We start from the raw sequence: 26,943 nt of genomic DNA, 5'->3' as shown, positions 1-26,943 counted from the left end.
AGTGAATGCATACAGTAGTATTAGTTTCATTAGTTATCGTATCATTGGCGTTAATCGTTGTGGTATTACTTCAATCTAGTAAAAGTGCAGGCTTATCAGGTGCCATCTCGGGTGGAGCTGAGCAACTATTTGGAAAGCAAAAAGCACGTGGTATGGATTTAATCCTTCACCGTGCAACAATTGTGTTAGCTATAGTGTTCTTTTTATTAGCAATCGCTATTACAAAAATCTAATAGTTGAAGATATATCGCCTAACCGAATTGGTTGGGCGTTTTCTTTTATCATAGTTAAATGGTAATTTCTCTCTCAGTAGTAAAAAATGAATTGTAACACAATAACCAATGTCATCTGCTAGGCATCATCGAGATGACGAGAATGGGTATAGTATGTATAAGTGTTTTAGAATGAAGGAGTGCTTACAGTGAACAAATCATTATCACAGCCATTTTTCTTTCAGGCAGGACCTCGTGCTGTTTTATTATTACACGGCTTCACAGGGAGCTCTGCAGACGTACGAATGCTTGGTAGATTTTTAGAGAAAAAAGGGTATACTACATTAGCACCTCACTATAAAGGTCACGGTGTGGAACCAGAAGAACTAATCACAACAGGTCCAGCAGACTGGTGGCAGGATGTTATTGCCGCCTACAAACAGTTACAGGATGCTGGCTATCAGGAAATAGCCGTTGCTGGCCTTTCATTAGGCGGTGTTATGGCATTAAACGTTGCATTAAATAATCCTGTTAAAGGCATTGTGACAATGTGTGCCCCTATGACAATGCGTACAACCGACGTTATGTTTGAGGGTGTTTTGAAATATGCAAGGGACTATAAAAAGTTCCAAGGGAAACAGGAAGAACAAATTGAAGCTGAAGTTGCAAGCATTGCTGACAAAGGCATGCCATCTCTACAGCAGCTACGAGAATTTATAGCTCGCACTCGTCAAGAAATTGACATGATTTACGCGCCTATTTTCGTCGTACAAGCTACAAATGATGAAGTAATAGAGACAGAATCTGCCAACATTATATATAATCAAACTGAGTCACTTGAAAAGCACATCAAGTGGTATGAAAACTCAAAACATGTTATTACATTAGATCAAGAAAAAGATCAATTACATGAGGACATTTATCGCTTTTTAGAAAGCCTAAATTGGGCACAATAAATAATAAATAGGATTTTCTCATGAAGGAGGGAATATGTATGAAAGACCAAAAAGATACACTACAAAGTCGTTTACTCGATTTTTTCAGCAAAGATGATTATAAACCACTAACCGTCGGTGAAATCGAGGATGAATTCGGCTTTGAGGATGCGGAGGAGTTCAAGGAGCTTGTGAAAACTCTTGTCCGCATGGAGGGGCAAGGCTTAGTTGTACGCTCTCGCTCCAATCGCTATGGCCTACCAGAGCGTATGAATTTACTAAGAGGTAAATTTATCGGACATGCGAAGGGCTTTGGCTTCGTGACACCTGATGTCGAGGGCATGGATGATGTGTTCATTCCGCCGCATGAAATTAACGGTGCCATTAACGGAGACATCGTTCTGATTCGTGTTTTAAAGGAATCATTTGGTGATCGACGTGAGGGTACGGTAACAAAGGTTGTCGAGCGTGGTCAAACAAGCTTTGTCGGCACATTCCAAGCTAACCGTGGCTTCGGCTTTGTTGTTCTTGACGATAAAAAGCTACCAATGGATATCTTTATTGCCAAAGGAGATACATTAGGAGCTGTCGATGGACATAAAGTTGTTGTTGAGGTAGCAACATGGCCAGAGGATTTAAAATCTGCTACAGGCTATATTACAAAAATTTTAGGGCATAAAAATGATCCAGGTGTGGATATTTTATCCATTTTGTATAAGCATGACATTCCACCTGAATTCCCAGATGAAGTCATTGCTGCGGCACAGCGTGTGCCAGATGAAATTACCGAGGCCGATTTAGTAGGGCGTCGTGATTTACGTCATGAAACGATTGTGACAATTGATGGTGCAGATGCAAAGGATTTAGATGATGCCGTAACCGTAACGAAAAATGTAGATGGAACGTATAAACTTGGCGTACATATTGCAGATGTAAGTTATTATGTAACGCAAGGCTCGGTCATTGACATTGAAGCTTATGATCGTGCGACAAGTGTTTATTTAACAGACCGTGTCATTCCAATGATTCCACATCGTTTATCAAACGGCATTTGTTCATTAAATCCACAGGTTGACCGTTTAACACTCTCCTGTGAAATGATTATTGATGCGAATGGTAATGTGGTTGCACATGAAATTTTCCAAAGCGTCATTAAAACGACTGAACGTATGACATATAAGGACGTTTACAAGATTTTAGAGGAGCAGGATGAGGCATTAATTGAACGCTATGAGCCACTTGTTCCAATGTTTAAAAACATGGCTGAGCTGTCTGGTATTTTACGCCGTAAACGCGAAATGCGAGGAGCTATTGACTTTGACTTCAAAGAATCTAAGGTGATCGTAAACGAAGAAGGATGGCCAGTGGATATTGAATTACGTGAACGAACAGTAGCGGAGAAATTAATTGAAGATTTCATGCTAGCTGCCAATGAAACAGTGGCAGAGCACTTCCACTGGATGAATGTACCGTTTCTATACCGTATTCACGAAGATCCAAAGCCTGAAAAGCTTCAACGCTTCTTTGAATTTGTCACGAACTTCGGTATTTTAATTAAAGGTACTGGTAATACCGTTCATCCTAAGGCATTACAGGATGTTTTGAAGGCTATTGAAGGGATGCCAGAGGAGCCTGTTATCTCTACGATGCTCCTACGTTCAATGCAGCAGGCGAAGTACTACCCTGAAAGTCTTGGACACTTTGGCTTATCAACGGATTTCTATACACACTTCACATCACCAATTCGTCGTTATCCTGACTTAGTTGTACACCGTTTAATTCGTACGTATTTAATTAACAAGGATACATCGAGAGAAACCATTGCACAGTGGAGTATGGCGATGGATGAAATTGCTGACCACACGTCTGAGCGTGAACGTCGTGCTGTTGATGCAGAACGTGATACAGACGCACTGAAAAAAGCACAATATATGTCCGACAAAATTGGTGAAGAATTCGAAGGGATTGTTTCATCCATTACAAACTTCGGTATTTTCGTGGAGCTACCAAACACCATCGAAGGACTTGTCCATATTAGCAATATGACTGATGATTACTACCGCTTCGATGATCGTCAAATGATTATGATCGGGGAACGAACGAATCGCCAATTCCGTATTGGGGATGAAGTGACAGTTCGTGTAGCAAATGTCATTATTGAGGAGTCATCCATTGACTTTGAAATCGTTGGAATGGTAACTTCATATGGACGAACACGCAAAGCAGCACCAACTGTTATTCATGCACGTAAAAATTACAGCGATAACAAAGGTGGACGCAGTCGCCGAAGCACACGCAGTGATGAGGAAAAAGGCGGACGTGGTGGCAATCGTAGAGGCGGTCGTCAAGAGGATGACCGTGGAACTCGTAGCTCATCAAAGCAAGGTGAACGACGCGAAAGTGACCGTGATCCACGTGGACGCCGCAAAGATGACTCAAGCCCAGGTCCTAAAAAACGCGTGAAGCAAAAGCAAAAGTTCTATGAGGGCATTGCCAAAAAAGGCAAAAAGAAAAAAACAAAACGTAAATAAGCCTAAGTGAAAGTATTCATTGAAAGGGTGCTTTCGCTTAAGCTCAACCTTTTAAGTAGAGGGTGAAAGATATGGCAAAAGGTTCTGGTAAAGTATTAGCACAAAACAAAAAAGCAGGCCACGACTACTTCATCGAAGAAACAATCGAAGCAGGCATGGTCCTAACAGGTACAGAAATCAAATCCATCCGTGCAGGTAAAGTCCAACTGAAAGACTCCTTTGTCCGCGTCCGCAATGGTGAGGCATGGATCAACAATATGCACGTTAGTGCCTTTGAACAAGGCAACCGTTTCAATCACGATCCACTACGCACCCGAAAGCTGCTGCTCCACAAAAAGCAAATCGGCGAGCTAGTCGGTGCCGTAAAACGTGACGGCTACACAATCGTTCCATTGAAAATGTACATCAAGGATGGCTATGCCAAGCTCCTTATCGGCATTGGTAAAGGGAAAAAAGATTACGATAAGCGTAGCGACATGCGCAAAAAAGAAGCCAAACGCGAGATGGAACGTGCCTTCAAGGAACGCCAGCGTTAAAAAGGCTGATGAGAAAGCAGGCAAGTGCCACTTTCTCATCAGCCTTTTATATTTTATGGAAGAATAGTATAAATTTTAGAAGTTGATTGGAATTTGTCCGATAACTTCTATTTTTTTGGTCTTATAACACAAAAAAATTAAAATTTATTACACTTTTTTATCTTACAAGACATATGTTTAGAAAATTCTAACAATTAAAATTGTAGTAATAAATATCTCATTTCGAGGTGAGTCTTATGAATAAAACAGTTATCGAAAAAATTACGCACATTGTTGGTGAAAAATACATTAAAAACTCAACTGCACAGCTTTTAGCATATTCCTATGATGCAACGGCAAATTTTCAGCGCTTACCTGATCTTGTCATTTCACCAGGGAATGCAGAGGAAATTGCTGAGGTAATTAAAGTATGTAATGAATATAGAATTTCAATTATTCCGCGAGGCTCTGGAACAAATCTTGCAGCAGGAACGGTGCCTTACGATGGGGGCGTAGTGATTTTATTTAATAGAATGGATCAAATTTTAAATTTCGATAAGGAAAATTTAACGATTACAGTCCAGCCTGGCATTATATCTGAGAATCTTTGTACATTCGTCGAAGCACATGGTTTATTTTACCCTCCTGATCCAAGCTCCATGAGAATTTCTACGATTGGTGGCAATGTTAGTGAAAACTCAGGTGGCTTGCGTGGCTTAAAATATGGTGTAACAAAGGATTATGTCAAAGGTCTACAAGTTGTTTTACCAAACGGGGATATTTTAGAAACAGGTGGCAAACTAGCAAAGGACGTAGCGGGCTATGACCTCACATCATTATTTGTTGGAGCAGAGGGAACATTGGGTGTCGTAACAGCGATTACTTTAAAGCTTATTCCGTTGCCCCAATATAAAATGACGAGCATCGCATACTTTGAATCCTTAGAGGATGCAGCAAGAACAGTCTCTAGTATTATTGCCAATAAAATCATTCCCGTAACGCTAGAATTTCTTGATAAAAAAACAATTAGCGCCGTCGAGCAATATATGAAAATTGGACTCTCAACAGATGTAGAAGCAATGCTATTACTTGAGCAGGATGGTGAAATGCATCAAGTAGAACAAGATGTCAAAGAAATGGTACGAATCGCTGAAGAAAATGGAGCTCTCTTTACGCAAATTGCAAAAGATGCACAGGAAGCGGAGCAAATTAAAACAGCAAGACGTGTCGCTTTATCAGCATTAGCAAAATTAAAACCGACAGTTATTTTAGAGGATGCCACAGTACCACGATCAGAGCTGGCCAAAATGGTGATGAGAATTAATGATATATCCGAAAAGTACAATGTCAATATTGCCACATTTGGTCATGCAGGGGATGGAAATTTGCATCCTACATGTTTAACAGACTTGCGAGATGAAGTGGAGATGCACCGTGTGGAAGCGGCATTTTCGGAAATTTTTGAGGCAGCACTGTCGCTAGGTGGCACGATTACAGGGGAGCACGGTGTAGGTGAAATGAAAGCACCTTATTTAGAATGGAAAATTGGTCCTATTGGTATCAATGTAATGAAAAACATTAAGCAAACTTTCGATCCTAACCATATTATGAATCCTGGCAAAGTCTTTGCTAAAGAAACGAAGAAAAGAGTGGTGGTACATGGTGGTAACTAACGTACAACAGCAAATGCAGCAATCCTTCCAGACACATGTCGATGAAAATCTATTGCTCGACTGTATGAGATGTGGCTTCTGTTTGCCAAGCTGTCCGACCTATCTTCACATGGAGCAGGATGAGGCACAATCACCACGTGGACGCATTGCCTTAATGAAGGCAGTACGTGACGGGATTGTACCTTTCGATGCATCTGTAGAACAATCATTCGATTTATGTTTAGGATGTCGCGCATGTGAGCCGGCATGTCCAGCTGGTGTACAGTATGGTGCTTTAATCGAGCAAACCCGTGAAGCCGTACAAGAAGTGAAGCAATCTTCCTTCGTAGAAAAAACAACAAGAAAAATTGTTTTCAATCATCTTTTCGTCAAGCAAAAAAATATGGAGCATGCAGTTAGTCTAGTGCATCTTTATCAAAAAACAGGTCTACAAAAAGCTGTACGGAAAATTGGCTTTTTAAATTTATTCCCAAAGCATTTAAAAACAATGGAGGCATCTTTACCACCCGTAGCTAAAAAGGTACAGCCATTAAAGAAGGTAAAAACAGCTTCGATGAAGGTGGCCTTTTTTACAGGCTGTTTAATGAATACACTTTATAAGGAAACAAACGATAAAACAGTATTCTTGCTACAAATGCTTGGTGTTGATGTCGTTATTCCAGATAATCAAAGTTGCTGCGGGGCTCTCCATGGGCATAGTGGGGAGCTAAAACGTGGTAAGCAAAACTTAATTCGTAATGTAGAGCTATTTGATTCAGATGATTATACCTATATTGTTAATAACGCAGGTGGTTGTGGTGCTTTCTTAAAGGAATATGAAAAGCACTTACATAGTGATGAACGCTATCGTGAAAAAGCAGTTCGATTTTCAACGAAGACAATTGATATTTCAAGTCTGCTTGTCAAAGCTGGGCTACTGGATTATTTAGCAACCTTGCCACAACAAGTAAACAAGACTCTTGTAACCTATCAGGACTCCTGCCATTTACGCAATGTTAATAAAATCTTCAATGAGCCAAGAATGATTTTACAGGCCCTACCGAATGTGCACTTTAAAGAGCTGCCAAATGCCAATACATGTTGTGGTTCAGCAGGAATATATAATTTATTGCAGCCTGCATCAGCAGATAATATTTTAACTACAAAAATGGCTACGATTAAGGCGCTACAGCCTACAGTGATTGTCACAGCCAATCCTGGTTGCTTGCTGCAAATTCAATCTGGTATCCATAAAGAAAATCTAGAAGCAAGCATGCAAGCCGCACATATTGTTGATTTTATCTACAAGAGCATAGAAAACTGTAGTAAAATAGCTAAAATATACTAAATTTTCGGCATAATCAGTATATTAATCTTTATGGGGGGTGGCACAATGTTTGATTTGCAAATAATTGGCACAAAAATTGTAAGAGAGCTTGGTGAGTTGATTGATCAAAATGTTGTTGTAATCGATCATAATGGATTTATTATTGCCAGCACAGACATGTCGAGGATGAATCAATTTCATGAGGGTGCTTTAATAGCCATGAAAAACAAAGAAGTCATGCATATGACGAAGGAACTGTCGGTTCAATTGAAGGGTGTGCGGGAGGGTCTTGTCATGCCATTAGTTATTGAAGATACATCAATCGGAGTAATTGGTGTTACTGGACAACCTGTGGAAATAGAAAAATACGGGAAGCTTGTTCAGAAAATTACACAGTTTTTTGTGGAAGATTTTTTAATGCACCGTAAAAAAGAACGAGAGACTAAAATGTTTGAGCTCTTCCTGCTAGATTTATTAAATGGTCAGGTAAATCAATTGTTGCTAGAGCAACGAGCAGAAATGTTAAATATTGATACAGAGCTCTACAATCGAATTATTATAATTCAATTGAATAGGAGAATCGATGAGAAGGGGGTGGATTATTTGCGTGCAATTCAAATAATCCATCCTCAATTACATATTTTTCAATGGAGCTTTGATAAGCTAGTGCTGCTTGTCCCAAACATAACGCGTATTCATTTAGAGCAAACACTTCATTCATTTAACCGCAAACTTATCAAGCTTTATGATGAAGATATATTTATAGGTGTCGGCAACTCACACTCCTTCTTTGAGCTAAATGAATCCTATAATGAAGCAAATATAGCGTTAACGGTTGCTATAGAAAATAGACAAATAGTATTTGAAGAGGATTTGAAATTAGAGTTACTATTGTCCGACCTTGATGAACAAAAGGTTGGCCATTTCATCGGCAGAACAATTGGCTCTTTAATAGAGGAAGAAGAACTAATATACAATCTAGAAATGTGGCTAAAAAGTAAAGGGGGCTTACAGGAAATTGCTGATGCCCTTCATATTCATAAAAATACATTAAAATATCGCTTGAAAAAAATAGAAAAGCTTTTAAAGATCGATATTAATAATAATGAAAATAAATTGGAATTAATGATTGCTATTTTGCTGTTTCGAAAAAGAAAAAGCGTTTAATGAAATACTTAAAATGCTGTTATTTGTATGTTTTTTATTTATTAGAGACAAAAATCACTCAATTATCATGTAACTTTTTATCCCCTAGGAATATATATTTAGATTTTTCGGAATTATAAAATAATTATAGAATCTAATATAAAAAGAGTAGGGGGATATATTTTATGAGGAAATTTTTAAAAGGGAGAAATCTTCTCTTGGCTATGCTCTTGATTGTATCAGCAATACTAGCTGCCTGTGGTGGTAGCAGTAGCGGGAATGCTGATGATAAAGAAAAGTCATATAAATTAAAAATGTCTGTCACAGTATCAGATTCATCAACATGGTATGAGGCAGCAAAAAAACTGGCAGATGATATGGATAAAGAAACAGATGGTCGCATTAAAATTGAAGTATTTACGAATGAACAATTATCTGGGGGAGATTCGGGTAAGGCTGTTGAAGGCTTAGCAAAGGGTTCAATCGATTTAACATTTAACTCTACGATTATTTATTCGATTTTAGATCAACGTTTTGGTGTGACAAGTGCACCTTTTTTACTTAAGGATCATTCAGAGGTAGATAAAGTGTTTAATGGAGAAGGGGGAGAAAAGCTTAAAGAACTTTTAGCTGAAAAGGGTGTACAAGCTTTAGGCTATGGAGAAAATGGTTTCCGTCAAATAACGAATAGTAAGCGTGAAATTAAGCTACCAGAAGATTTAAATGGATTAAAGATTCGTATACCTGGTATTACCATGTACACAGATTTATACCGTTCATTAGGAACAGATCCTGCAACAATGACATTCTCAGAAGTGTTTACAGCATTGCAGCAAGGAACGATTGATGGGCAAGAAAATCCTATTGATGTTATTGCTTCGTCAAAGCTTGACGAAGTTCAGGATTACTTAACATTGTGGAACTATTCATATGATCCATTAGTGTTAGGTATGAATAAAAAGCTCTATGATTCTTTAAGTGATGCAGACCGTGAATTATTTGATCGCCTGGGTAAAGAGGCAGCTGCATATCAAGTGAAAATTGCACGTGAAAAAGAAGCGTCACAAATTGAAGATTTGAAAGCTAAAGGAATGAATGTTTATACCCCAACAGATGCAGAATTGGAAGCGTTTAAAAAAGCTGTTCAGCCTATTTATGATAAATACACAGATATTTGGGGAGAAGATTTACTGAAAGCGTTTACGCCATAAGGGGGAAACATATGAAATTCTTAGACTACTTTGAAGAGATTATATTAAGCGTTACATTTGCAGCGATTACATTTATAACATTTGTAAACATTGTTTCTCGTAATTTAGTCAACTTATCCCTTTCTTTTACAGAAGAAATCACAGTTAATTTGTTAGTATTGCTTACATTTGTTGGTACAGCATTAGGTGTGCGGAGATACGCACACCTTGGTTTTACCTTATTGTTCGATAAAGGGAACAAGCTGACAAAAAAGGCGATTGTTATTATTTCATCAGTAGCGAGTGGTGTATTGTTTGCAGTATTACTTTATTACGGCATTGATATGGTATTGTTCCAAATGCAGATTAATCAAACAACACCAGCCTTAGGGATGCCGCAGTGGATTTTATCTTCGGCATTACCACTAGGTGCATTACTGTGCTTAATTCGTACAGTTCAAGCAATGGTTGAAGAGTATAAAGCAGTGAGTAATGAAGGGAATGGAGCGAAAGGGGATGAGCTCGTATGATAGCATTATTACTTTTTGGCTCCTTTATATTGCTCGTATTTTTAAGGGTACCAATCGCTGCTTCCTTAGCGGTAGCCTCAATGGTAGTCCTATTTACATCACAAGGACTATCTGGTTTTGAGGCACTAACAGATATTATGTATACGAGCGTGGCAAAGTTTACGCTATTAGCGATTCCATTCTTTATTTTAGCTGGTGTCATTATGGACCATATCGGAATTTCTAAGCGTTTAATCGACTTTGCACAAACATTAGTAGGACATCGTAAAGGTGGGATTGTACTTGTAACGGTATTAGTAGCGATTTTCTTCGCTGCTATTTCAGGGTCTGGTCCAGCCACAGTTGCTGCAATTGGAGGTATTCTCATTCCAGCAATGGTGAAAAACGGCTACCGTAAAGAAACTGCTGGTGGATTAGTGGCGAGTGCGGGTGCGATAGGTATTATTATTCCCCCATCGATTGCCTTCATTATTTTTGCAGTAGTAGCAGGAGATCAAATCCCAATTACAATTAACCGTCTTTTTATGGCAGGGGTTATACCAGGTATTTTAGTAGGTATCGGTTTATTTATTGCTGGGATGTATGTCCGCAAACGTGATATTCAAAAGGGTATTTTTAATGACTCTGTGGAAGCAACTAAGCAAAAAAGTACAGGAAAAGAACGTTGGGATGCATTTATAAAGGCACTACCAGGATTAATGATTCCTGTCATTATCTTAGGTGGTATCTATGGAGGGTTTTTCACACCAACAGAAGCGGCAGTTATTGCGGTTGTATATGGACTAATTGTCGGACTGTTCATTCATCGAAAAGGCTACATAAAAATGATGTATCGTATTTTTATTGAGTCGGCGTTACAAACAGCTGTTGTAATGATTATCGTAAGTGCCGCCTCTGTCTTTGCCTATATTGTCACAACAGAGCAAATCGCCTCTACTATTTCAAATACGGTTTTAGGTTTAACAGATAATAAAATCATTATTTTACTACTCGTAAATATTATTTTATTAATTGCGGGTGCATTTATTGATGCCATTTCTGCGTTTTATATATTCGTCCCGATATTACTTCCAATTATGTTAATGCTCGATGTAGACCCAGCTGTATTTGGCGTGTTTATGACAATTAACTTAGCAATCGGCTTATTTACACCACCTGTTGGCTTGAATTTATATGTTGCAGCAAGTATGTCAAAGGCTAATATCATTCAAATTTCCAAAGGGGTGGTCCCGTTTATTGTTGCTTCGGTTATCGTTTTATTACTTGTAACCTATATACCTTCTCTATCAACATTTTTACCAGATTTATTAAATATTAAATAGCAAAGGGGAAAACTATTATGACATTAAAAGATGATGTAGCGATTGTTACAGGAGCAGCAAGTGGGATTGGACAAGCAGTTGCGGTCCAGCTTTCAAAGCAAGGGGTACATGTTGTTTTAGTTGACTTAAATTCATGTGAGAAGACAATTGAAAAACTAGCACATGATAGCTATTTAGAATGCTTAGGAGATATTCGTGATGCAGAGTTTGTGAAAGCAACAGTCAATCGCACAGTTGAAAAGTATGGAGAGATTCATATTTTGGTGAACAATGCTGGGACATGTAGTCGCAAAAATATTGAAACAATGACTTTTGAGGAATGGTCGCGTGATCTTGATACGAACTTAAAAGCAACATTTATGTTTACCCAGGCATGTGTGTACCCACATATGAAGGATGCTCAATATGGTCGGATTATTAATATTAGCTCAGTTTCAGGTTTAAACGGTGGTGTTACATCTGGTGAAGATGGTACAGGTCGATCAGGTCCAGCTTATGCTGCCTCAAAAGGAGGGGTAATTGCCCTTACGAAATGGGTAGCAAAAGAGCTTGGCCCACTTAATATTACTTGTAACTCCGTGGCACCAGGCGCAACCTTAACAGGTATTACAACAGGGGTTCCATACAATTTAGATCAGCAGGTTATTAAGCGTATCGGCACACCTGATGATATTGCAAGTGCTGTCTTATACTTTGCATCGAGGGAGGCTAGCTATGCAACTGCTCAGGTGTTAAAGGTAGATGGAGGGATTAGTATTGGATAATTCTCGTTGGCAAGCTTTGTATGACCGACCTACGGATAGAATTATCGGAAGATTGAAAGCAGGAACGGATTTATTTACTGGGATGAAAGAGGTTTGCAATCACTTTGGGGTAAAGGGAGGGCAATTTCAATGCATGGGATCCCTAAAGCAGGCTACCTATGTCCAAGTTCAAAGAGGTGAAAAGCAAGGGACCATTGTTTATTCACCAAAACGGCAAACTACCTCTCCGGTCGAACTTATTTCTGGTTTAGGGTTTATTGGGATAGATATGGAGACGAATGATTTAGATATTCATTTCCATGGATCTTTTGTCGATTGTGATCAACATTTTACTGGTGGACATTTTCTTGAAGGAGAAAATGAAATCGCTATCACAGTCGAATTCATCCTCTATCCATTAAGAGAGGCGATACCGAAAAGACGGAAGGATCAACAATTTGGGGTTCTAATTTTTCATTTTGATGAATAGGGGGAAGATAAATGAGTACAATTGGCCAATTAGCACTGAAATCGGCTCGAGCGTATCCAGATAAAATAGCAGTTAAATTCAAAGATCGTGCGATTTCCTATGCCGATTTGATGGAACGTGCCTATGCACTAACAGCTTATTTTAAAAGCCTTAACTTACAAAAAGGAGAGCGCGTAGGTATTTTAATGTCAAATCGATTAGAGCATATAGAGCTTGATGTAGCTGTTTCTTTATATGGTCTTATTAAAGTCCCACTTAATTACCGCTTGCATCCGAAAGAACATGAGTATCAGGTGAAGGATTCAGGTATGAGTCTGATGATTGGTGAAAAATCATTAATTGATCCGCTACAAATTGACTTTCCAATTCTTTATTGTGGAGAACCGTATGAGCTAGTAGTGAAACAGTTTAAAGGACAGTCCCATGAAAATGAAGTGGAAGAAAATGATACGATGGCCATTATGTATACTTCAGGAACGACAGGTAATCCGAAGGGCGTTATGCTATCACATCGCAATATGGTTAGTGGAGCCCTATCCTTAGCAATAGCGTGTGAAGTTGACTATACGGATATGCTCGGTCACGTCGCACCACTGACACACGGGGCAAACTTTTTAAGTCATGTGGCATGGCTCTACGGCTTAACACAAGTTATTTACGATAAATTTGAGCCAGAGCAATTTGTTCATTTATTAGAGCAGGACCGTATTTCAATCATTTTCCTAGTCCCAACGATGGTCAACCTTATGATTCAGCACGATCAGTTCAACCCGCAGAAGCTTCGTACCATTAAGTCGATTAATATGGCAGGCTCACCGATCGCTGCCGCTAAGTTGCAAGAGGCACTAGACAAAGTAGGAACAAAATTTGTAGAAACCTATGGTCAAGTAGAGGGACCGATGTGCATTTCTATGATGCCACGCGAGGATTTACCATCTCGCCTTGATTCATGTGGTAGAGTTGGACCATTTGTTGATGTGAAAATCGTGGATGCTGAGGGCAATGAATGTCCAGTAGGAGAAATAGGCGAAATTACGGCAAAGGGCCCGCTTATTATGCAAGGCTATTGGAATAACGAAAAGGCGACTGCCGAAACATTGCGTGATGGCTGGCTTCATACAGGCGATTTAGGCAAGCTAGATGAGCATGGCTACCTATCGATCGTGGACCGCAAAAAGGAGGTCATTATTTCAGGTGGCGTTAATATCTATCCTCGCGAAGTAGAGGAAGTGTTGAACAAGCATGAATTCGTCAAGGAAACATGTGTAATTGGTATTCCAGATGACAAATGGGGCGAATCCATTGTCGCCTATGTCGTGCCAAACGGCCGTGGGGAAATTGAGAAGGATGCTTTAATCGAGCTTTGTCAGCAACATTTAGCGAGCTTTAAAAAGCCAAAAGAAATTTTCGTAGTAGAAGCCCTACCAAAAAGCTCCTATGGGAAGATTTTAAAACGTGAGCTAGTAAAACAGCATATGGAGGTGACACAATGACGGTATATGTTCATAGTGTAAGCATGACGAAGTTCGGTAACAATGAAAATGCTTCATTGAAGGATTTAATGCTCACTGCTAGTCGAGAGGCGCTAGATGAGGCAAGAGACTTAAAAATCGATGCGGTTTTTGTTGGTAACTATATGGGAGGTAGCTTAGCCAATCAAGAAATTCTAGGTGCAATCGTAGCAAATGACCTAGGGCTCGGCCCCATCCCCACAGCCAAATTAGAGGGTGCCTGTGCATCAGGTGGTATTGCATTACGACAAGGTATTTTAGGTATATTAAGTGGCGAATATGAAAGCGTTTTAGTTGTTGGTGTAGAAAAAATGAAGCATGCCCCAACCGCCACTGTCACGCAATTTATTAACTCTGCAATGGATCAGACGACTAACGAACGTTATGCGGGTCTAACCTTCCCAGGATTTTTTGGTGTAGTCGCAAACCGCTATTTCCATGAGACAGGTGCAAATAAATCCCATTTAGCAAAATTAGCGTTGAAAAACCGTGAAAATGCATTGCAAAATCCATTAGCCCAATTCCAAAAACCAGCAACACTCGAAGAAATAATGAACGCACGCATGATTACCGATCCACTTGGCTTATTCGATTGTTCACCGATTACAGATGGAGCAGCAGCAGTTGTGTTATCTCGTAAGCCATCGGATATTAAAATAGTAGCATCTGCACAGGCGTCAGGACCGACAATGATGCAGGATGCCATTGATTTACTATCATTACCAGCGATTCGCATTTCAGGTCAGCAAGCCTATGAAAAAGCAGGGGTTGGTCCTGAGGATATTGATGTTGTGGAAATTCACGATTGCTTCTCCATGACAGAAATGTTGGCCATTGAAGAGCTTGGTTTTTTCCCGAAATTAGAAGGCTGGCTAGCTATTGAGCAAGGAAAAACGCGCGTGAACGGAGAAAAGCCTGTCAATACAAGCGGAGGGCTTTTATCAAGAGGACATCCTATTGGCGCAACAGGTGTGGCGCAGTTTTACCAATTAGTACTACAATTACGCGGACACGCACCAAACCAGCTAGAAAAACGACCGCGATTAGCACTTGCACAAAATTTAGGTGGCACTGGTTCTTATTCGGTAGTCCACATATTAGAAAGGGTGTAGCAGATGAAGGTTTATGAATGCTGTGGTGTAGAGTCAGTAACGAAAAAAGTGTATTGCAGCACCTGCCGCCAAGAAATTAAAAATGAACGAGAAGTCCCAGATGAGGGAACCGTGTACAGCTTTACGGTCATTCATATTGCACCAGCAGAATATGCCCATTTGGCACCGTATACTGTGGCACTAGTACAGCTAAATGATTCAACAGCCAAGCTAACAGTGCGTATTCAAGAAAGTGTCCAAATCGGTGACCTCGTACAGCTAGATGAAATGAAAGATGGAACATACATGTATCAAAAGGTGAGAACTGCTTAAGGATGGGGATGAAGTATGGTAGGCTGTTTGGAAGGCGATGTCTTTCCTGGCAGCCTACTTTCTTATGAATAGTCTACTAGACTTATTATAAATGCTCCTTTATTGAGGGGAATTTCAATTTGGGTCCTGCTGCAGGTGTTAGCCTGATGTCCCATTGAACATGGAGAGGCTACTTATCTTGCGATCGAATAAAACAGGAGGTGATGACTTGGCAAATGCAAAGGTTTATTCCATTTTAGTTTTCGTTATGTTTCTTTGGGGCATGAATGTTACATGGCTAAAAGTAATTGTTTCCAATGGCGATCCATTAACGATACAAACGGCGCGTATTTTTCTTGCAGCTATTACGATTTTTATTATTTTAAAGCTAACGAAGCAGCCGCTTTATGTAAAAGGAATGCCATTTAAGTACATATTCATTGGTTGTTTTTTCGGCGTCATTTGTCACCATGTCTTTTTAGCATATGGCATCGTTCAAACAACAGCCATGAAAACAGCCATTATTAGTGGCTTAAGTCCACTTTTCACGGCACTTATTGCCGTATTATTTAAAGACACGGTTATGACAAAATCTAAATTAATTGGCTTTGCACTTGGTGGAGTTGGCGTGCTATTCGCAGTGGTGGACGACATTACCGAACTAACGAATTTACAGCTAGGTGATTTTCTCGTCTTTATGTCATTCTTTTTGCAGGCCTTTAGCTTTATTGCAATTCGCCGTGCCACGGAAGTCATCTCTCCCATGCTGATGACAGGCTGGATGCTTCTCATAGGCTCATCACTCTTATTAATTTTCACATTCGCTACAAGCCTTCGAAGCTACGGGGCTTTTGTATCCTTCAGCCCTTTCATATGGCTCGTATTTTTTATGTCTGCTATTTTAGCTACTTCGATCGGACATACACTATATAATTTATGTATAAAACACATTGGTGCAGCGGAATCCGCTATTTTTGTGAATTTCAATACCATATTCGCACTCATTGGAGCGGCCTTATTTTTACATGAAATCATTACACTGCAGCAATTTATAGGCAGTTTAATTATTATTTCAGGCGTTATAATCGGCACAAGCAATTTAGAGGAAAGACTTCTTCAAAGGAAAAAAAATCGCGATAAACTAGAGTGTTAGAAAAGTAGAGATGCTCAACTTTTCCAAGGCTTCTATAAGAACGCTGATCCAACTTATAAAGTGTCTCTACTTGATGTTTTAAGCTATTTATTTTATAATAGTAACACATGCCAGTGAGCATCTACTCATACGATGTTCATTTACAACCTGCCTTATGCAGCGTTGTCCGAACGGTTTATAACCGGATTATATCCGGGGACGTTACGGATTCGACAGGGATGGTTCAAGCTTTGGTCGCGCGTCGGAGGGCTCGGCTCCGTCATCAACGACAGTTATATAATAACTGGCAAACAACAAAACTTAGCTTTCGCAGCGTAAGCTCGTAAGCGCTCTGCCTCTCTATCGCCCATGTAGAGAACGTGGGGCCCAACTTTAGTGGGATACGGTCGATGGTGCCACCTGAGTCATCGGCAAGAGATTTCCAGGTTAGCGTACAGGACGCCTGTTTGTCGGCATAATGTTACGTGAATCGTAAATAGGCAAACTACACGCGTAGAAGCTGAAGTATTGGAGTTTCTGGACGCGGGTTCGACTCCCGCCGTCTCCATTATAAGAAATCAAATGATTTCAATGAGTGTCAAAACCCTTGATATGAAAGGGTTTTGACACTTTTTTTATTTCATCTGATTTCATCTGTTTTCAATTAAATATAGTCAATTTATAGTCAAATGTGAGTCAGAAAATTAACCCTCTAAATAGGAAACAAACTTCTGTATGGCGCCTTCTTTAGCCTTTTTAGTGACGTGCGTATAAATATCTAAAGTGGTTTTTACGTCAGAGTGGCCTAAACTATCTTGAACTTCTTTGATGCTTGCACCTGCTTCAAATAGAAGTGAGCAGTGGGTATGCCGTAATCCATGTGGCGATACTTTTTTCAAAGAATATTTATTTTGTACGCTATACATCCATTTTTGTACTTGAACAGGTTGGATATAATCATTTCTAGTGTTACTGAACATCAATTGATTTTTTTTCATTGTATTGATACCAAGCTGGATATATTGCTGCTTTTGCAGCTTATTCCATTCTTTTAGAATCGTTAAAGTGGTCTCATCTAATTTAATCATTCGAGGCTTACCGGTTTTGGTGGTTTTTAGATAAAGTTTAGTTTGTTTACCTCGACCAATAGCTTTATTGATTGTGAGTTCGTTTTCAACAAAATTTACATCATTCCAGGTTAAAGCTAGTGCTTCACTTTTTCGCATCCCCGTATATACAATTAAGCGTAGTAGAGCATAGGCTTTATAATTTAGATGCTCTTTTGCTTTCTCTAAAAATAAAAGTAATTCATCACGTGTGTAAAAGTTTTCATTTGCTTCTTCTGATGGTTCAGTAAAAACTTTTTTTACTTTTGTTTCAACGTGAATAAATGGATTGGTTGTAATAATGCCATGTACAATTGCAAAGTCTAAAACTTTTTTTGCGTATGATTTAATCGTACGAGCCTTTTGAACTTTTGTAGCCCATTCGTTGTAATGTTTTTGACATATAGCTATCGTAATTTTTTCAACACGATACTTCCCCATAGAAGGTAATATATGATTTTTAAAGTAACCAACTGTTTTAACAAAAGTACTTTCTTCAACAGTTTTTTCGTATTGAGTGATCCACAAATCATATACTTCCTGGTAAGTTTCCACGCTAGTTTGTTTGTATGTTCCTTCAGATACTTGAAGCTTAATTCTAGCTAATGCAAGTTCTGCTTCTTTTTTTGTTTTAAAACCTCGACGTGTTGTATTTTTTGGTTGACCAGTTAACCCATCTGTACCTAAATAAACACGAAACATATACAAAGTTTTACCCTCTTTATTTTGATAGCTCCTGATAGGTGAAGAATTATTTTTAGTCATAGTGATCCTCCTAATATCCTTGCGGGGGCAAGATATAAAAGGAGAGGATTAATCCTCACAGTTATAATATATAATTTAACTGGGGAAAAATCCTCTCGTAGCTTTTAATAGCTATATTCTTCTAAAAAACGGTCGACTTCTTTTTTTGAAACTCGTTTGATTCCGTCAATTTCGCATACTTTTAAGCCCATGGTACGAAATTTAATGAAGGTATTGTATGAAACTCCAGCGTATTTGGCGGCTTCTTTTAATGAAAACCATGATTTTTGGGTAAACGAATATTCTGATGTAGAATGCTCTATTACTTTCATAATTTTTAGTTCTCTCCCTCTATTAATTTAATTCCTTTATAACCTAATTTATTTTCATCATTCTTTCGAAATCTTGTCTTCTGTAATCCACTTAGGTTATTTAGAAAGGCACAAAATTGGTTATTGGACTCCAATGTATAATTGTTAATATTACAAAAGGATTCATATGCTTTATAAAGTTCATAGGTGTGAGTTTGCTTTGTGACATTTATTTCACAGCAGCGATTAATGAAATTAGAAATGCTATTATTATTATTGATAAAATTATCAAGAATAGCTTCAATATATTCATTTGTAGTAAATTCAAAGTTATTTTTTATCAATCTTTTTAAGCCTTTTATTGCCCACGAAGCAATATAATCAATTTCATCAATTAATTTGTCATAAAGCTGAATATCTTGTGATTCTTTAGGAACTGAATAATCAAAAGGAAATATCAATAATCTTTTACTAAATGCACTATAAGAATCTTGTCCTTTAATAATAGGTAAATGATTTCCCGCGAATACTAATACAGCGGTATTAACAAACTTTATTGGCTGGTTGTATAATTGCCTTGCCATAATAAAATCCCCTCCAGTAATTTTCTTAAAAACATCGAGCTTATTTAAAGATACTTCTGAAGTTTCACCGCAAGTATTTAATCTTTTATTGAATAGCTCAACTAGATACTCAGACTTATTCAATTGCTCAAAACTTAGATTTGTTGTGTTTTCAATTCCTACTAGATACTCTAGTAATTTCAAAATTATAGATTTACCAGAATCTTTGACACCTAACAAAAAAGGTAAGTACTTTAGTTCTCTATATCCAGAGATAACATATCCAAAGAGTTCTTGTAATCTTTTGATCAGGATCACCATTTGTAATTTGGAAAAGAAATTCATTAAATATAGTTCTGTCCAAGCTTTTTTTCTTTTTAAATTTAGCATTAATGGAATAGGTAAAGTAAAAACTTGCATTTGATTCAAGTAATGCATCGTTTTTTAAATCGTATATTCCATTGTTGAAAGGAATATACGATTTTTGATCATCTAGTATTTTATGGTCTATAATAATTTCTTCTCTTGATTTAATCCAAAGAATTATTTCCTTTATAGAATTACTATTGATTTTATATTTGTATTTATTTTCGATTTTTTGTCTAACAAATTTATCGCATTTGCTTGATTTAAATCAACATATTTTCTTTGTAAAGTATCCCAGTAATATAGAATATCCTCTATGATTACCAATTCATTTTTCTTTAATAGATCTTTTGCCAAATCATAAGCTGTAATAGAAAGATGTTTTTGATTGTCATTTTTCAAAGATGTTTTAATTTCAGAATCAATAATGGCTTTTTTATTATTATTACTTTGAACATTGGATTGCTGAAATTTTTTGAAAGATGTACTCATTGAATATTTAGGCTTTTTTATTTTCAGCTTTGAATTTAAATTATTTAATGCATAAGGAAGAGCTGGGATGATTCTTGATTTGTTAATATGGTTTGTTTTAGACATATAATAAATACCTCACTCAAATATTAAATAAATCATTTTCAGTTATATTTTCTTTTAGTTTAGATACATTTTTCACTTGAGTTTGAGGTAGTAGGTTCATTAACAAATTATATAAAAATATTCTATCAGATACGGTATTTTGTATAAGACATTTTGTTATAGTTTGTTCAGTTTGTTTATTGTGAAATGTGTAAACTAAACAAGTGTAGTAGGAATATTCCCAATAGATTAATGAAGTACAATTTAATTTTTCGTCTGAATGATAAATGTTATCATTTATTTTATATAAAAGTTTGATATTTTCAGGGTTTTTACCATCAATAACAATTAAGAATTTGTTTATAGTATCAATTTGTTTGTTATTGAAATTGTAGTAATAATTTTCTCCCTGATCATTTGAATGATAAAATATAAACTTTTCGGGATCTATCCCCACCTCTGCAATTCCATTGATTTTGGGAGCACCTTCATTAACTAATATAGCTTGATATCTTGAATCGCCCTCGGTAGCTTTTTTTACAGCTTTGTTGAATGATTTGATTATGTCTTTTTTCAATTTAATTTCTCTCCTTAGAATCTAATCATCTATAAGATGTTAATTCCAAGATACAAAATTTATGAAAATAACTATAGGGAAGAAAATTTAATGATTTTTTCTCCCTTTACTTTATTAAAAAATATGATAAAAGGCATGTTCATTCTGTTCAATCATTTAATTATCAATTAAAATAAACTATAAATAACATATTATTACATATTATTTAAGTGTTTTTAAAGATTATTGAAATAGGTGAACGCGATGAACAGAATAAAAAAAGCATTAGGTGACCGAACACGTATAATAGACATGGATTTTACTGGTGATTCATTACTGTATGATAATGTTCAAAAAGAGTTTGAAGATTTATTTGAAAAGACTGTCCCTTTAAAATGGAAAAACGGAATGCAATTAGTTTTGAACTCTGAAGAATTTAATGATTTATTTATTAAATATTTTGCTGAAGTTAATATTAAGGAATTTATTGAGGTAATAAAAGAAGATGTATTAATTGCTGCTTTGAAAGAAGCGTTAGACGTTTTAAGTACTTTTGCTTTGAATGAAAATATAAAAGAAGATATAAATGAAGATATTCTGAATAAAATCTATATAAGTGATCGAAAAATCATGGATAATAAAATTAAAATCATATTAGACTCTCTTGAAAATGAAAAATTATTTGAGGGTGTTTTATTAAACAAAGATATAAATAGTGGTACCTATGTTAACCAAATAACTCAACAAAATTCTTTATATTTTTTGTTTGTATTATTATTTAGTTTCAACTTTAATGAGTTATATGATTCTATAAATATAAAAAAATTTAAAGATATTAGATTTTTAGCTCGTAAAAAATTTATACTATACTCGCCTAAAAATAAAAATGTAAATTGGAAGGATGAATTTATTAAGGATAGACAGATTTTCTCTTTATTTTTAAATTGGTTGAAAATGGGGACTGATGAGTTTGAAAATATTAATAAATCTCTCTGTTTACATTTATTTAATCAATCAAAGAGATCTTATGACATAGAATTCTTTTATAGTATCAGCAATCCTAAATATTTATCAAATAAGATTAATTTCATAAATAAAAAAAAGAAACAACTAATTTTAAAAGATGATTATGTAGAAGAGAGTGAAAACACAGATGAAAATCAGCAAAAAATAAACAGAGAATATCTGTTAGATTATAAAGAAAGATTAAATAACCGATTACTACTGAATGGGATTAGTGGACTAAGTTTAAAAAATTTTTTTTTGAATCAAAAGGATTATGAAATAGAATCTTTGTTAGAGAATACTAAGTATTTTGTTGATTTTTTTAATAATTTGATAGAAAAATTAAAGTTAGAGTTTTTCAACTTTGTATATGACTCAATTAAAAACCAACTTAATAATTATAATGAATCAGAGAGGCAATATTATCTTCAATTAATAGTAATATTACAATTATCCAACTTTGAACCATATGAAAATATAATTAATTCTCTCGAAGAAATTAAAGTATTTGATATTAATTGTCCAGGAGAGGAATATAAATTGTATGAATTTATAGGAAAAAATATACATTCTGTGTATTAGGAAAAAATGAAAAGTAGATAGCGTTATTTTACACTATCTACTTTTGATACCGGTGTTTTCTAAATGTAGCCTTTCTCCTTAAGTGAAGTAAAATTATCCGTACACAATATCAAATGATCTATCAAGTCAATTCCTAAAATTTTACCTGCTTCTTTAAGTCTCTCTGTTACTTCAATATCTTCAGTACTAGGCGTACTTATATTGCTCGGGTGATTATGCCCGACTAAAATTGATGCTGCATTACTTAATAAAGCGGATTTCATTACTTCGCGAGGATGAACGATACTAGCATTTAAACTTCCAATGTGTACAACTTGGATGCATGTAGGTTGATTCTTAGTATCTAGGCACATAACAATAAAATGCTCGCGATCTACGTCACCTAAAAATTCTTGCATTAATTCGTAAGCATCAAGAGGAGAACGTATTTTACGTCCTTTATAAAGCATGGATTTTTCACGAACTAATTTAATTTGAACGATTTGTATTCGTTTTGCAGGTTTGATCATTGATTCATTTATATTCATATTGTATTCACTCCTAAACATTATTTAAGGACCTATCATTCTATAAATGATAGGTCCTATTCACTTTAATAATATATATTTGAAATTAATGTTTTTCCGGATTAACGTATTAATATTAATTAGTTAGAAAAACCTCAGAATTGATATAACTAAAATGATTCTAGATTGTTTTCATAATTTTTCACCATTCAAAGCCCATCTAACAAAATGCTCGCAATTATTGAATACCAAGTTATATCGTACTTCATTTAAACGTGAATAAGCACGGTCGATTACTTCATTTATAGTGTAGAGCCTAGGAGTATTGATTATATAAATAGCTGCTCCTTTAGCAAAGTTTTCGAGTGAGTCTATTTTAACAATGCCATTTTGATAATGAATTATTTCTTGTTCATTCAAAGATAGAGCATGATGAGAATAGATGGTACGATTAACTTTTAAATGTTCCACTTTAGTGATTTTATTCTTAACGTTATTGGCGAGGTGCGGCGATTTTTTTAATTCTTTATCAAGATTTCTAAGTGTATTTTTTGGATTTGGTATTTGCTCGGTAATATTTTTTATTGTCGTAATGCCTCGATCGAATTTTTCGGACATTTTTCCAAGGGTGGGAGCATCCTTTTTCCAATCTTGAATAATGTCTCGTTTTGTCTCAGATACAATTATTTTCACATCACTAATAAACTCCTTATTGATATTTGAAATATCTTTTGCACATTCTATTATTTCTCTTAAAAATCCCATACCTAACGCTCCTCTAAATAGATTATTTTTGCATGTTTTGGTAAATTTAAACGTTGATTAGGTTTTCGAATAACAATTATGATGTCACCTTCAATTTCCTGATGGGGACTAAAGAATTCAACTGTTTCTTCTTCCCAATCTTTTTCTTGATAAATTTCGAATAAACGATAATGAACCGCGCTTTCTAAAACAACAGAAATCATTATATCGTCATAGAACGGTGTATTTGCTAAATATTTAGCCATCATCAAACCGAATTCGTTTGCTGTAAAAAGATCTTTTTGAACAAAGTAGGTTGTAGTGGATGAATTTTTTAAACTTGCAATAATGGATTCAAAGGCTTTAAACATTGATTCTGAATAATCTAATTGGTTCGAATAATTTTCAGCATCTTTCCAATGAATTTGATTTTCTATTTCTTCAACTACATATTTAATTCGAGGATAAAATGGAATGCAAATTTCTTTTAAATAACTGATATTTAAAGTTTGTATAACATCATTTTCATTAGTATCAAAGCATTTCGCTAATTGAGCTTTACCTTTAGTTGATAAAAGGTAATAGGCAATATATTTAGAAAATGTCTCTCTAGTTATTTCTGATTCTTCGAAACCCGCATCATAAAAGGCATTAATATCTACTTTAAACTTTAATAAGTTATAATCTACAATCACTTTACTTGTTTTATTATTAACGAGAGCAATTTTAATATCGTGGATATATTTAATTTTACGTGTAATTAAAATCGTTATTTTTTCGGAATTGGATTTATCATCAGACAAAACGACATTTTCAAAAAGTAAATCTTTTATACGGAGACTATTGCTGCTTTTTTCTTTGGAAAACTCATAGAATATTAAAACATCGTCAAGTTTAACTGTTGAAGTATGTTTCAAATTTTCAAACGTGCTATCTCAATTTTTATTTTGATTTGGAATGGTTTAATTGTGTTTTGATTTATCGTATTTTATTAATAAGTAGTAGAGCATCCGTTGAAAACCGAGTTTAGGCCGTAAAATTATAAATGTTGACAATTACAATCAATAATGTGAATTAATCTGAGTTTTGTAATTATAAGGCATAACCAATATTACAATTCTGTGCTGAATAATTACCTCATGATAAATCAGGCTTTACTAAGCACTTAGGTAATCTTATATTACCTTTTTGAATTTTAATATTTGTTAGTAATAAATTTAAGAAAAAATTCCAGTTTCATTCGAATACACCTCCTTTTATAGAATTACAACACTGCATTTATAATATTTACAAAATGAAATTTTTACGAAAATATTTAAAATAAGCTTTTAATTTTTATTTCGTATTTACTCATTTTGTATTAAAAATAGAGCAGCTAATCCAGATTAAATAAGGGTTAGCTGCTCATTAATAATATATAATTGAAATCAAAGTAAATGTAGCCTTAATAAAAGTCTTCAATTCAGCTTAAATTCTAGATTTGTTGTTGTATTCTTATCGCAAAACTTTATTAAAATTTGTTGGTCAGATTATGAATTTAAGAGTCTGTTAAAAAGAGAAATTAACGAGAAAAAAGCAGTAATATCTCTTTAGTGGGGTTATATTCCAAGAAGAGGTATGCGAAGTTGATACATTTGCATTAAGTCACAGAAGTTTTCAATAGATGAAATTGTAGATTATATTAATCAAGGTTGTTGTTGATTCAATAAATTTTGAATAAATAAAATTAGTAAACTATTCTTAGTGTTATAATGGAAAAACACTATCATAAGTTGATGGTGTACTTCACTTCTAAGCTAGGAAATATACTCGTAGGATCTTGTGTGACATATGAAAAATATCTTGAAAATATTACAAATTAAAAGGTAAAACATACCTCTTTGTAGAACTAAGTACTTTGAATAAATTTACAGGAGGGTTTTTAATGGCTATTAAATTATCAATGATTAATATGAAGGGTGGCGTAGGTAAATCTACGTTAGCCGTAAATTTAGCATGGCATTTTGCGGGGTATGATACTTGGAAAGGAAAAAGAATTCTTTTAATAGATTTAGATCCACAATTTAATGCAAGTCAATATTTACTTGGTGTAGAGAAATATTCAAAGATTATTGAAAACAAAGAAGAAACTGTCTTCCATATTTTTGAACAACATAACCCATCTTTTAAAGAAATTAATTTAGACAATGTCATTAAAAGTGTGGTTCACTATACAGATAAGAGCACTATTGACATTTTGCCGGCTCAGCTAGAATTAGCTTATACGTTAAAAAATCCAGGCGATAAGGTACATAATTTAAAAAAATTTCTGGATAAAGTTGAACAAAATTATGATATTGTCATAATTGATTGTTCCCCTACCGACTCTATTTTAACTGAGGCAGCATATTTATGTAGCGATTATGTAATAGTACCTGTAAGACCTGAATATCTATCTTCTATTGGTTTACCATTACTTTATCAATCCATTCAAGAACATAAAAGAAAATATCCAGATAGTAATATAGAGATTGCCGGAATAGTATTTAATGCAACTGATGATTATTCACCAGAAGAAGATAAATCTAAAATAAATGTAAGCGAGGTTGCAGAAACTTTAGCAATCCAAGTTTTTGAAAATGAAATTTCTTTTTCAAGATCCTATGCAAAAGGGGCAAGAGAAAATAAACCTATATTCAGAACATCATATGCTAGATGGGAAAAGTCTAATGAATTTTTAAGATTTACAAAAGAATTAGCAGGAAAAGTGGGAATAAAATGACGATAAATTCAGAAAAGATTGAAAATTTACTAAGTATCATTGAAGCTCTTTCCAAATTTGATGAACAAGTGTTAAAATCAGCTAGCTTAATTTTAAAAGACAGAGAAACCTGTTTACTATTAGCGCAATTGTTGGAACAAATGGTACAAGAAGATAGTCAATCAAGTGAAGAAAAAGTGTATAAAGAAAAGATAATAGAAGATCTACATTTAGAAAGAATTAAATCATATGAACTATCTTATTTAATTGAAAAAACTATGAATATTAAAACAAATAAATTAAATAAAGATGATAAAATTGATAAAATAAAAATTTTTATAAAAAATTCTTCCATTGAGCAGGCAAATAATTTTAAAAGAAGTGCTTTAACAATTTTAAAAGAAAAGAAGGATATAGATAAAAAAGATTCAATCAATGATTTAATGAAATGGTCAGATATCATTATAAAGAAAAACGAAGATTTAGATAAATGAATAATTCAAAC

The 26,943-nt window shown here is 35.3% G+C and carries 28 protein-coding genes and 1 other RNA gene; 20 read left to right on the top strand and 9 right to left on the bottom strand.

Annotated elements, in window-relative coordinates:
- Positions 1–5 precede the first annotated feature (5 nt).
- The 17 genes from secG (at position 6) to ssrA (ending at position 17,210) form a co-directional block, all read left to right on the top strand.
- Positions 6–233, top strand: a complete 228-nt coding sequence (secG, locus tag L6W14_RS18570) for a preprotein translocase subunit SecG (protein WP_004228101.1) — start codon at positions 6–8, stop codon at positions 231–233.
- 188 nt (positions 234–421) lie between these two features.
- The gene (locus L6W14_RS18565) at positions 422–1,168 is read left to right on the top strand and encodes an alpha/beta hydrolase (RefSeq protein WP_004228103.1); all 747 of its coding nucleotides are present in this window, start codon (positions 422–424) and stop codon (positions 1,166–1,168) included.
- Positions 1,169–1,206: 38 nt separating this feature from the next.
- Positions 1,207–3,678, top strand: a complete 2,472-nt coding sequence (gene rnr / locus L6W14_RS18560; RefSeq protein ID WP_048390899.1) for a ribonuclease R — start codon at positions 1,207–1,209, stop codon at positions 3,676–3,678.
- Between the two features lie 71 nt (positions 3,679–3,749).
- Entirely contained in the window at positions 3,750–4,214 is a 465-nt protein-coding gene (gene smpB / locus L6W14_RS18555; RefSeq protein WP_009373233.1) for an SsrA-binding protein SmpB, read from the top strand.
- Positions 4,215–4,450: 236 nt separating this feature from the next.
- Positions 4,451–5,866 (top strand): FAD-binding oxidoreductase, encoded by a 1,416-nt coding sequence (locus L6W14_RS18550; RefSeq protein WP_237898644.1) that lies wholly within the window; start codon positions 4,451–4,453, stop codon positions 5,864–5,866.
- Positions 5,853–7,193 carry a (Fe-S)-binding protein gene (locus tag L6W14_RS18545; protein ID WP_237898640.1) on the top strand — a complete coding sequence of 447 codons (1,341 nt, stop codon included), beginning with the start codon at positions 5,853–5,855 and terminating at the stop codon, positions 7,191–7,193. The genes L6W14_RS18550 and L6W14_RS18545 overlap by 14 nt, the downstream gene beginning before the upstream one ends.
- A 45-nt stretch (positions 7,194–7,238) precedes the next feature.
- Positions 7,239–8,339, top strand: coding sequence for a CdaR family transcriptional regulator (locus L6W14_RS18540; protein ID WP_193767376.1), 1,101 nt, complete (start codon positions 7,239–7,241; stop codon positions 8,337–8,339).
- A gap of 164 nt (positions 8,340–8,503) precedes the next feature.
- Positions 8,504–9,529, top strand: coding sequence for a DctP family TRAP transporter solute-binding subunit (locus tag L6W14_RS18535; protein WP_237898638.1), 1,026 nt, complete (start codon positions 8,504–8,506; stop codon positions 9,527–9,529).
- A gap of 11 nt (positions 9,530–9,540) precedes the next feature.
- A complete protein-coding gene (locus L6W14_RS18530) occupies positions 9,541–10,038 on the top strand; it encodes a TRAP transporter small permease (RefSeq protein ID WP_131521155.1) in 498 nt (165 codons plus the stop codon).
- The gene (locus tag L6W14_RS18525; RefSeq protein ID WP_054549533.1) at positions 10,035–11,360 is read left to right on the top strand and encodes a TRAP transporter large permease; all 1,326 of its coding nucleotides are present in this window, start codon (positions 10,035–10,037) and stop codon (positions 11,358–11,360) included. Before L6W14_RS18530 ends, L6W14_RS18525 begins: the two co-directional genes overlap by 4 nt.
- A gap of 17 nt (positions 11,361–11,377) precedes the next feature.
- Positions 11,378–12,124 carry an SDR family NAD(P)-dependent oxidoreductase gene (locus L6W14_RS18520; RefSeq protein WP_036219397.1) on the top strand — a complete coding sequence of 249 codons (747 nt, stop codon included), beginning with the start codon at positions 11,378–11,380 and terminating at the stop codon, positions 12,122–12,124.
- Positions 12,117–12,593 (top strand): PCC domain-containing protein, encoded by a 477-nt coding sequence (locus tag L6W14_RS18515; RefSeq protein WP_054549532.1) that lies wholly within the window; start codon positions 12,117–12,119, stop codon positions 12,591–12,593. Before L6W14_RS18520 ends, L6W14_RS18515 begins: the two co-directional genes overlap by 8 nt.
- Positions 12,594–12,604: 11 nt before the next feature.
- On the top strand, positions 12,605–14,086 hold the full coding sequence (locus tag L6W14_RS18510; RefSeq protein ID WP_237898637.1) for a class I adenylate-forming enzyme family protein: 1,482 nt from the start codon (positions 12,605–12,607) through the stop codon (positions 14,084–14,086).
- On the top strand, positions 14,083–15,216 hold the full coding sequence (locus L6W14_RS18505) for a thiolase C-terminal domain-containing protein (protein WP_112116596.1): 1,134 nt from the start codon (positions 14,083–14,085) through the stop codon (positions 15,214–15,216). Before L6W14_RS18510 ends, L6W14_RS18505 begins: the two co-directional genes overlap by 4 nt.
- Positions 15,217–15,219: 3 nt before the next feature.
- Positions 15,220–15,528, top strand: a complete 309-nt coding sequence (locus tag L6W14_RS18500; protein ID WP_237898635.1) for a Zn-ribbon domain-containing OB-fold protein — start codon at positions 15,220–15,222, stop codon at positions 15,526–15,528.
- A 208-nt stretch (positions 15,529–15,736) separates the two neighbouring features.
- Positions 15,737–16,660, top strand: a complete 924-nt coding sequence (locus L6W14_RS18495) for a DMT family transporter (RefSeq protein WP_131521159.1) — start codon at positions 15,737–15,739, stop codon at positions 16,658–16,660.
- A gap of 194 nt (positions 16,661–16,854) precedes the next feature.
- Positions 16,855–17,210: a transfer-messenger RNA gene (gene ssrA, locus L6W14_RS18490) on the top strand.
- 133 nt (positions 17,211–17,343) lie between these two features.
- On the opposite strand, the gene L6W14_RS18485 is transcribed toward ssrA, so the two are convergent.
- The 6 genes from L6W14_RS18485 to L6W14_RS18465 all read right to left on the bottom strand — a co-directional run bounded on the left by L6W14_RS18485 (position 17,344) and on the right by L6W14_RS18465 (position 20,882).
- Entirely contained in the window at positions 17,344–18,510 is a 1,167-nt protein-coding gene (locus L6W14_RS18485) for a site-specific integrase (protein ID WP_237898632.1), read from the bottom strand.
- A gap of 104 nt (positions 18,511–18,614) precedes the next feature.
- Positions 18,615–18,821 carry a helix-turn-helix domain-containing protein gene (locus L6W14_RS18480; RefSeq protein ID WP_237898630.1) on the bottom strand — a complete coding sequence of 69 codons (207 nt, stop codon included), beginning with the start codon at positions 18,819–18,821 and terminating at the stop codon, positions 18,615–18,617.
- A gap of 5 nt (positions 18,822–18,826) precedes the next feature.
- Complete coding sequence (locus tag L6W14_RS18475; protein ID WP_371824171.1) at positions 18,827–19,684, bottom strand: DNA primase family protein; 858 nt, start codon at positions 19,682–19,684, stop codon at positions 18,827–18,829.
- Positions 19,626–19,907 carry a hypothetical protein gene (locus L6W14_RS23215; RefSeq protein ID WP_371824170.1) on the bottom strand — a complete coding sequence of 94 codons (282 nt, stop codon included), beginning with the start codon at positions 19,905–19,907 and terminating at the stop codon, positions 19,626–19,628. The genes L6W14_RS18475 and L6W14_RS23215 overlap by 59 nt, the downstream gene beginning before the upstream one ends.
- A gap of 8 nt (positions 19,908–19,915) precedes the next feature.
- Positions 19,916–20,326, bottom strand: a complete 411-nt coding sequence (locus L6W14_RS18470) for a hypothetical protein (RefSeq protein WP_237898629.1) — start codon at positions 20,324–20,326, stop codon at positions 19,916–19,918.
- Positions 20,327–20,342: 16 nt separating this feature from the next.
- Positions 20,343–20,882, bottom strand: coding sequence for a hypothetical protein (locus L6W14_RS18465; RefSeq protein WP_237898626.1), 540 nt, complete (start codon positions 20,880–20,882; stop codon positions 20,343–20,345).
- A 243-nt stretch (positions 20,883–21,125) separates the two neighbouring features.
- Here L6W14_RS18465 and L6W14_RS18460 point away from each other — a divergent pair, with 243 nt between their 5' ends.
- On the top strand, positions 21,126–22,448 hold the full coding sequence (locus tag L6W14_RS18460) for a hypothetical protein (RefSeq protein WP_237898624.1): 1,323 nt from the start codon (positions 21,126–21,128) through the stop codon (positions 22,446–22,448).
- A 59-nt stretch (positions 22,449–22,507) separates the two neighbouring features.
- Here L6W14_RS18460 and L6W14_RS18455 read toward each other — a convergent pair whose 3' ends face one another.
- The 3 genes from L6W14_RS18455 to L6W14_RS18445 all read right to left on the bottom strand — a co-directional run bounded on the left by L6W14_RS18455 (position 22,508) and on the right by L6W14_RS18445 (position 24,615).
- Positions 22,508–22,975 carry a JAB domain-containing protein gene (locus L6W14_RS18455; protein WP_237898622.1) on the bottom strand — a complete coding sequence of 156 codons (468 nt, stop codon included), beginning with the start codon at positions 22,973–22,975 and terminating at the stop codon, positions 22,508–22,510.
- Positions 22,976–23,146: 171 nt separating this feature from the next.
- A complete protein-coding gene (locus L6W14_RS18450; protein ID WP_237898621.1) occupies positions 23,147–23,719 on the bottom strand; it encodes a lecithin retinol acyltransferase family protein in 573 nt (190 codons plus the stop codon).
- A 2-nt stretch (positions 23,720–23,721) separates the two neighbouring features.
- Positions 23,722–24,615 (bottom strand): hypothetical protein, encoded by an 894-nt coding sequence (locus L6W14_RS18445; protein WP_237898620.1) that lies wholly within the window; start codon positions 24,613–24,615, stop codon positions 23,722–23,724.
- A 1,007-nt stretch (positions 24,616–25,622) separates the two neighbouring features.
- Here L6W14_RS18445 and L6W14_RS18440 point away from each other — a divergent pair.
- Entirely contained in the window at positions 25,623–26,459 is an 837-nt protein-coding gene (locus L6W14_RS18440; RefSeq protein ID WP_237898619.1) for a ParA family protein, read from the top strand.
- Positions 26,456–26,932: a hypothetical protein gene (locus tag L6W14_RS18435; protein ID WP_237898618.1), complete on the top strand. Its 477-nt coding sequence runs from the start codon at positions 26,456–26,458 to the stop codon at positions 26,930–26,932. Before L6W14_RS18440 ends, L6W14_RS18435 begins: the two co-directional genes overlap by 4 nt.
- The last annotated feature ends 11 nt before the right edge of the window (positions 26,933–26,943 follow it).

Origin of the sequence: Lysinibacillus sp. ACHW1.5, assembly GCF_022014815.1 — a bacterium.
In the GTDB taxonomy this organism is placed as follows: Bacteria; Bacillota; Bacilli; order Bacillales_A; family Planococcaceae; genus Lysinibacillus; species Lysinibacillus capsici.
This window is presented reverse-complemented; position numbering and strand designations above follow the sequence as displayed.

Excerpts from the sequence above, each read along its gene's own strand:
- secG (WP_004228101.1), top strand. The coding sequence starts at position 6 with ATGCATACAGTAGTATTAGTTTCATTAGTTATCGTATCATTGGCGTTA.
- rnr (WP_048390899.1), top strand. The coding sequence starts at position 1,207 with ATGAAAGACCAAAAAGATACACTACAAAGTCGTTTACTCGATTTTTTC.
- smpB (WP_009373233.1), top strand. The coding sequence starts at position 3,750 with ATGGCAAAAGGTTCTGGTAAAGTATTAGCACAAAACAAAAAAGCAGGC.
- L6W14_RS18550 (WP_237898644.1), top strand. The coding sequence starts at position 4,451 with ATGAATAAAACAGTTATCGAAAAAATTACGCACATTGTTGGTGAAAAA.
- L6W14_RS18545 (WP_237898640.1), top strand. The coding sequence starts at position 5,853 with ATGGTGGTAACTAACGTACAACAGCAAATGCAGCAATCCTTCCAGACA.
- L6W14_RS18540 (WP_193767376.1), top strand. The coding sequence starts at position 7,239 with ATGTTTGATTTGCAAATAATTGGCACAAAAATTGTAAGAGAGCTTGGT.
- L6W14_RS18535 (WP_237898638.1), top strand. The coding sequence starts at position 8,504 with ATGAGGAAATTTTTAAAAGGGAGAAATCTTCTCTTGGCTATGCTCTTG.
- L6W14_RS18530 (WP_131521155.1), top strand. The coding sequence starts at position 9,541 with ATGAAATTCTTAGACTACTTTGAAGAGATTATATTAAGCGTTACATTT.
- L6W14_RS18525 (WP_054549533.1), top strand. The coding sequence starts at position 10,035 with ATGATAGCATTATTACTTTTTGGCTCCTTTATATTGCTCGTATTTTTA.
- L6W14_RS18520 (WP_036219397.1), top strand. The coding sequence starts at position 11,378 with ATGACATTAAAAGATGATGTAGCGATTGTTACAGGAGCAGCAAGTGGG.
- L6W14_RS18510 (WP_237898637.1), top strand. The coding sequence starts at position 12,605 with ATGAGTACAATTGGCCAATTAGCACTGAAATCGGCTCGAGCGTATCCA.
- L6W14_RS18505 (WP_112116596.1), top strand. The coding sequence starts at position 14,083 with ATGACGGTATATGTTCATAGTGTAAGCATGACGAAGTTCGGTAACAAT.
- L6W14_RS18500 (WP_237898635.1), top strand. The coding sequence starts at position 15,220 with ATGAAGGTTTATGAATGCTGTGGTGTAGAGTCAGTAACGAAAAAAGTG.
- L6W14_RS18485 (WP_237898632.1), bottom strand. The coding sequence starts at position 18,510 with ATGACTAAAAATAATTCTTCACCTATCAGGAGCTATCAAAATAAAGAG.
- L6W14_RS18480 (WP_237898630.1), bottom strand. The coding sequence starts at position 18,821 with ATGAAAGTAATAGAGCATTCTACATCAGAATATTCGTTTACCCAAAAA.
- L6W14_RS18475 (WP_371824171.1), bottom strand. The coding sequence starts at position 19,684 with ATGGTGATCCTGATCAAAAGATTACAAGAACTCTTTGGATATGTTATC.
- L6W14_RS18470 (WP_237898629.1), bottom strand. The coding sequence starts at position 20,326 with ATGTCTAAAACAAACCATATTAACAAATCAAGAATCATCCCAGCTCTT.
- L6W14_RS18460 (WP_237898624.1), top strand. The coding sequence starts at position 21,126 with ATGAACAGAATAAAAAAAGCATTAGGTGACCGAACACGTATAATAGAC.
- L6W14_RS18455 (WP_237898622.1), bottom strand. The coding sequence starts at position 22,975 with ATGAATATAAATGAATCAATGATCAAACCTGCAAAACGAATACAAATC.
- L6W14_RS18450 (WP_237898621.1), bottom strand. The coding sequence starts at position 23,719 with ATGGGATTTTTAAGAGAAATAATAGAATGTGCAAAAGATATTTCAAAT.
- L6W14_RS18440 (WP_237898619.1), top strand. The coding sequence starts at position 25,623 with ATGGCTATTAAATTATCAATGATTAATATGAAGGGTGGCGTAGGTAAA.
- L6W14_RS18435 (WP_237898618.1), top strand. The coding sequence starts at position 26,456 with ATGACGATAAATTCAGAAAAGATTGAAAATTTACTAAGTATCATTGAA.